This is a genomic window from Rhodoblastus sphagnicola (assembly GCF_002937075.1).
Lineage (GTDB): Bacteria > Pseudomonadota > Alphaproteobacteria > Rhizobiales > Beijerinckiaceae > Rhodoblastus > Rhodoblastus sphagnicola.
Map to the genome: position 1 here is coordinate 1 of NZ_NHSJ01000005.1, position 5,146 is coordinate 5,146.

Annotated in this window: 3 protein-coding genes and 1 pseudogene; 2 read left to right on the top strand and 2 right to left on the bottom strand. The window is 60.9% G+C overall.

Annotated elements, in window-relative coordinates; genetic code table 11:
* Positions 1-246 precede the first annotated feature (246 nt).
* Both CCR94_RS00155 and CCR94_RS00160 read left to right on the top strand, forming a co-directional pair.
* Positions 247-1,119 (top strand): tyrosine-type recombinase/integrase, encoded by an 873-nt coding sequence (locus tag CCR94_RS00155; RefSeq protein ID WP_104505879.1) that lies wholly within the window; start codon positions 247-249, stop codon positions 1,117-1,119.
* A 9-nt stretch (positions 1,120-1,128) separates the two neighbouring features.
* Positions 1,129-2,332, top strand: a pseudogene (locus CCR94_RS00160) (IS91 family transposase).
* Positions 2,333-3,073: 741 nt separating this feature from the next.
* Here the strand turns inward: CCR94_RS00160 and CCR94_RS00165 are convergent.
* Both CCR94_RS00165 and CCR94_RS00170 read right to left on the bottom strand, forming a co-directional pair.
* Positions 3,074-3,778, bottom strand: coding sequence for an outer membrane protein (locus CCR94_RS00165; RefSeq protein WP_104505880.1), 705 nt, complete (start codon positions 3,776-3,778; stop codon positions 3,074-3,076).
* 369 nt (positions 3,779-4,147) lie between these two features.
* Positions 4,148-4,732 (bottom strand): TetR/AcrR family transcriptional regulator, encoded by a 585-nt coding sequence (locus CCR94_RS00170; RefSeq protein WP_104505881.1) that lies wholly within the window; start codon positions 4,730-4,732, stop codon positions 4,148-4,150.
* Between the last annotated feature and the right edge of the window lie 414 nt (positions 4,733-5,146).

The window sequence follows — 5,146 nt, forward strand, 5'->3', positions numbered from 1 at the left end:
ACTTTTGCTCCGCGCTTCCTTCAGACCCCGCCTCGCGGCGATAGCCCTTGCGCATTGCTAACCCTTCACCTCCATCAGGTTGGGTAGAGGACTTTCACCTCCAAGCTACCGAACATGCCCGGCACACGACTAAACCGCTTCGCGGTATCTGCGGCGAAGTTCGTGGCGTTGGAATAGCTGATACGGCGAGGCTGACCTGTCTCAAGATCGTGGGGTTCAACCCCAAGCGAGACAGGAGTTTTCGCTATGATCGACCAGCCCAACAGCCCGTTGCGCCAGCGCATGATCGAGGATATGGCGTCGCGGCGCTTCAAGGAGAAGGTTCAGAAGGACTACATCCGCCACGTGCGGAACTTCGCGGTCTTTCTCGCCCGCTCGCCGGACACCGCCACGGCTGAGGACGTCCGCCTCTATCAGCTGCATCTGGCCGAGCAGAAAATCGGCGCGCCGAGCGTCAACGCCGCCGTCGCCGCGCTGCGGTTCTTGTTCAACGTCACGCTCGAACGTCCTGAACTCGCCCGCCATCTCGCCGGCGTGCACATGCCGCGTCGGGCGCCGGTGGTGCTGAGCCAGGACGAGGTGTCCCTCCTGCTCGATGCCGCGCCGGGGTTGAAATACAGGGCCGCGTTCGGCGTCGCCTATGGCGCGGGCCTGCGCGTCTCCGAGGTCGTCGCGCTCAAGGTCTCGGACATCGACAGCCAGCGCATGACCCTGCGCGTCGAGCCGGGCAAGGGCCAGCGCGACCGGTATGTCATGCTGTCGCCGCAACTGCTGGAATGGCTGCGTGACTGGTGGCGGGCGGCGCGGCCCCAAGCCTGGCTCTTTCCCGGGCAGAACCCGGTCAACCCGATGTCTGCGCGCCAGTTGAGCCGCGTGGTGCGCGAAACGGCGCGGGAGGCCGGCATCGCCAAGCGCGTGTCGCCGCACACCCTGCGGCACAGCTTCGCCACGCACCTGCTCGAACAGAACGTCGACATCCGCGTGATCCAGGTCCTGCTCGGCCACGCGAAGCTGGAGACGACGGCGCTCTACACCCGCGTCGCGGTCAACACGATCCGCGACATCGCCAGCCCGCTGGAAAAGCTGAAGGATTTAGTCGGGCGCGTCCAGCACGCCTGACGCGCGCTGATGCCGCGGCCTCGTCTGGAGGTCGCCGACATTTTTGACGCCCATGGAGCGGACTGGCGCAAAGCCAACGCGGGCCATGTCAGCCTCGCCCAATTGAAGGTGATGTCGGCGATCGAACATTGCCGCACCTCGGCGCTCGGCGGTCATGTCGAGCGCTGCGAGGATTGCGCGCACACGCGCATCTCCTACAATTCCTGTCGCAACCGGCACTGCCCGAAGTGTCAGGCCGCCGCCGCTCGACGATGGCTGGAGGACCGCGAAGCCGACCTGTTGCCGGTTCCCTATTTCCACGTCGTCTTCACCGTGCCGGCCGCGATCGCGCAGATCGCGTTCCAGAACAAGGCCGCCGTCTACGATCTGCTGTTCAAGGCGGCGGCCGAGACGCTGACGACCATCGCCGCCGATCCCAAACATCTCGGCGCCCGCATCGGCCTCACCGCCGTACTGCATACATGGGGATCGGCGCTGACCCATCATCCCCATGTCCACATCATCGTCCCCGGCGGCGGCCTGTCGCCGGAGGGCTCGCGCTGGATCACCTGCAAGCCGGGCTTCTTCCTGTCGGTGCGCGTGCTGTCGCGCCTGTTCCGGCGGCTGTTCCTCGAAGGTCGCTGCGCTCCACGCCGCCGGCCGGCTGGCCTTCTTCGGCGAGCTTTCCGCGCTCTCCGACGCTGCCGCGTTCGCCGCCGCCCTCGCGCCCCTGCGTCGTTGCGAATGGGTGGTTTACGCCAAGCGCCCCTTCGCCGGGCCGAAAGCCGCGCTCGCCTATCTGTCGCGCTACACCCATCGCGTCGCCATCTCGAACTCCCGGCTTGTCGCGCTCGACGACGCCGGCGTCACCTTCAAATGGAAAGACTATCGGATCAAGGAGGGCGACCGGCTCAAGACCATGACGCTCGCACCGGCCGAGTTCATCCGCCGGTTCCTCATGCACGTGCTGCCGAGCGGATTCCACCGCATCCGCCATTACGGCCTGTTCGCCAGCGCGGCGCGCGCCTTCAACATCGAACGCATCCGCGCGCTGCTGGCGGTCGCCGCGCCCACGCCGCAACAGCAGCCCGAAGCGGATGGGGCCGCTGGTTCCGCTGACGAAACGCGGAAATGCCCCTGTTGCGGCGGCCGGATGATCATCATCGAGACGTTCGAAGGCGTGTGCCCAGCGCGACCGCCGGCTCCCCGTCAGATCAGGATCGACAGCTCATGACCACGACGCCGCGGCCCGCTCCCCAGTTCTGCTCGTCTGCGCCGCCGACTTCGCCCTGGCGACGGGCCGCCGCGTTCCAAACGCCTATCCGAACCCGTCCCCGCCTCACGACCTCAGGAAAAAACGACGCCCAACTCAACCGATCAGCATCCTCGGCGAAGGCCAAAGCCGCAGGTCCTGGCGTCGGCGTTCGATACAGAGGCCTACCTGATCTGGCGCTCGTCTCGAAATCCCCATAGCGCGCCCCGCTGCAAACGCAGCCCTTCCTGCCCGCGGTTTCCTCCTAGAGAGGCTTTCGAACGCCGGCCCCTGCGCCAGACCGTTCGCTCGTGTTGGGGCCGGCGTCCGAAACCCATCATCGAAGGCGTCGTTTGCATGCGTCCATGAATGACGGCTTAGCGTTCGGCTGCCGACCATTGCGTCAACCCAATTGCTGCGGCCAAGCTGCAATTCCACGGTCCCGCGCGTTTGGCGTTTCTAACGATCTTGGCGGCCTTCGGCGCGGCGACTAGCTCGGTCGCAAGAGCCGCCCGACGGGAGCGCCATCGTCGAGCACTGCAGCCATTGCGTCCAAGATCTCAGAGGCCTTGGCGTGGCCGGAAAGCACAGGGTTAGCGGTCCGCTTTTTCGCGGCTCGCCGACCATCGCTTTCGCAAGGTCAAGGCACGGGGAGAACCGGCGCGGAGCTCCTCACGCACAAGCGGCAGCCCGTGCAGCACAAAGATAGGCATTTCTTGTTGGTCAAAATCGACGAACAAATCCGATGGATATTTTATCCATACTCGCCTTGACTCTGTTGTTGTTGATAGGAAGCGCATCAAACACTGTTTCCGAGAATTGAACCCGCTTATATTCGAGGCGAACGCTATTGTTGTCGCTCCAAAGGTATTCCAGGCCGCCACCGGCCGTCCATCCCGATAGCGCTTTAGATTCGGAAAGACCTAATACGTCATTCTTCACATGAGTATTGGCTAACGCATAGCCGCCGGCCCCGTATATCAGCGTCCGATCCCATATATAGCCCACCCGGAGGCCTATCGAACCGTCGACATCTGCATATGCTTTGTATCCAGCAACGCCATCTATACTCGATTGATCACCGCGTCCAAAATTATAACTTACGCTCGCCGTCGGACCGAGTACGAAATGGTCGTAGCGAAAATCGTAGCCGCCGGAGACGCCAACCGTCAGTCCCTTCGCATCGCGAAGTCGAGTGCGGTCGAATGCAATAGTATTGTAACTGATAATTGGCCTAAAATTAAAACCCTCCCATGCCGATATCGAGGGGCTTTCCATGTAGTTTGGAATTAAAAGGTTATATGGACTACTTAAATTTCCTACAGGCCGGAGATAATCTGGAAGACTCTGGGCCAGTGAGGCCGTTGCCGGCATCAAAAGGACCGGCATTGCCAAGGCGAACCATGTCTTTTTCATAACAGCTTTCATCGTCGATTTCCTTACACCTCACCGGCTGAACTTCCGATGCGCCACAACCTCAGCTCAAGCGCAGGAATGTCGCGGCGCCCTGAGCGACGCGGCCTTCGGCAGATAGGCCCTTGCGGAGCGACGCCACCCGTTAGATACAATGTGTATCTTATGGCGATTGCCGCGTCAATAAGATGCGGATCGAATCTAATTAGCGACCGATAGTGCAGGAGGCGGCCGAGCCATCCATCGAAGGCCAACACCGCTCCGCAGCCCCAACCGCAAAACGCCTCACGTCGGCGGAACGCGCAGCGACTTCACTTCTGCCCGATATAAATCATAATGACCGAAACGATTCTTCATTGAGAATCAATAGGTTCTCGTCGTTTATTAATTTCGACGCTCTGTCGTCGAGACTATAGGAAGAAAGACTTGGTCCACAATCGCCGCGATTGCCTCGTCGGACGGCGTTTTGCCGCTTATCATAGTTAGAGTCAGAACAAGGCCGGTTGGAACCCAATTGACCAAAGGTGTTAGCCGATTCTCGTCAATCTCACCGCGCGCGACCGCTCGGTTAATCAGGTCGCCAAGCAATTTTTCCTTGAAGCGTTCATCTGTGAAACTGTCACCGTGAGCCGCCATATCGGAGCTCACATCGAAAAACAGACGAGTTGAGTTTGGGGGAATTCGGTCTGCAAATTTTCGTAAGAGCAGACAGAGTTCATCGCGAACATTGCCCATATCCGGCACAGAAATCGGATTAGCTTTGGTGAAATGTATTATTGCAGCGGTTGCGAGACTGACGCGGTTCGGCCAGCGTCGGTATAAAACCGGGCGGCTCGTCCCAGCGCGCTTCGCAACACCTTCAATTGTGAAGTTGATATATCCTTGTGTTAAGAGCTCTTCCCAAGCGGCATCGAGGATTGCCGCTTCTAAAGCAGCGCCGCGCCGCCGGGTCACAACTTGGTCTTTCATTCCGTCACACCGATCCTCCGCGCAGCGCCGCTGAGCGGACGCCTGCCGATATTGCGGTTTACCGCCTTTGGGATATTTTAATCTACCGTATTGGGGACGCGATAGCTGTTTATCAGCCCGTTGACGAAGTCGGCTGGCGCTGATTCCGTTGTGCTGGGGTGAAATTCGGCGGGGCTGAAAGCCGCGGTGGAAAAGCTGGAAAAGATCGGGCTCGGTCCGACCGACGAGGAGCCGTGCGACCTGATCGCGGACAAAGGCTATCACTCGCGCGAAGGGCTGAAGGACCTCGCTGATCGGGATAGGGGGACGCCTCGCAGCGCCGCCCCTCCCACACCACCGGGCATACGGGTCCGTACCACGGCGGTTCGACCAAGTTATGCTTCGGCGGGAACATAGATTCGGGGAAGACCAAGC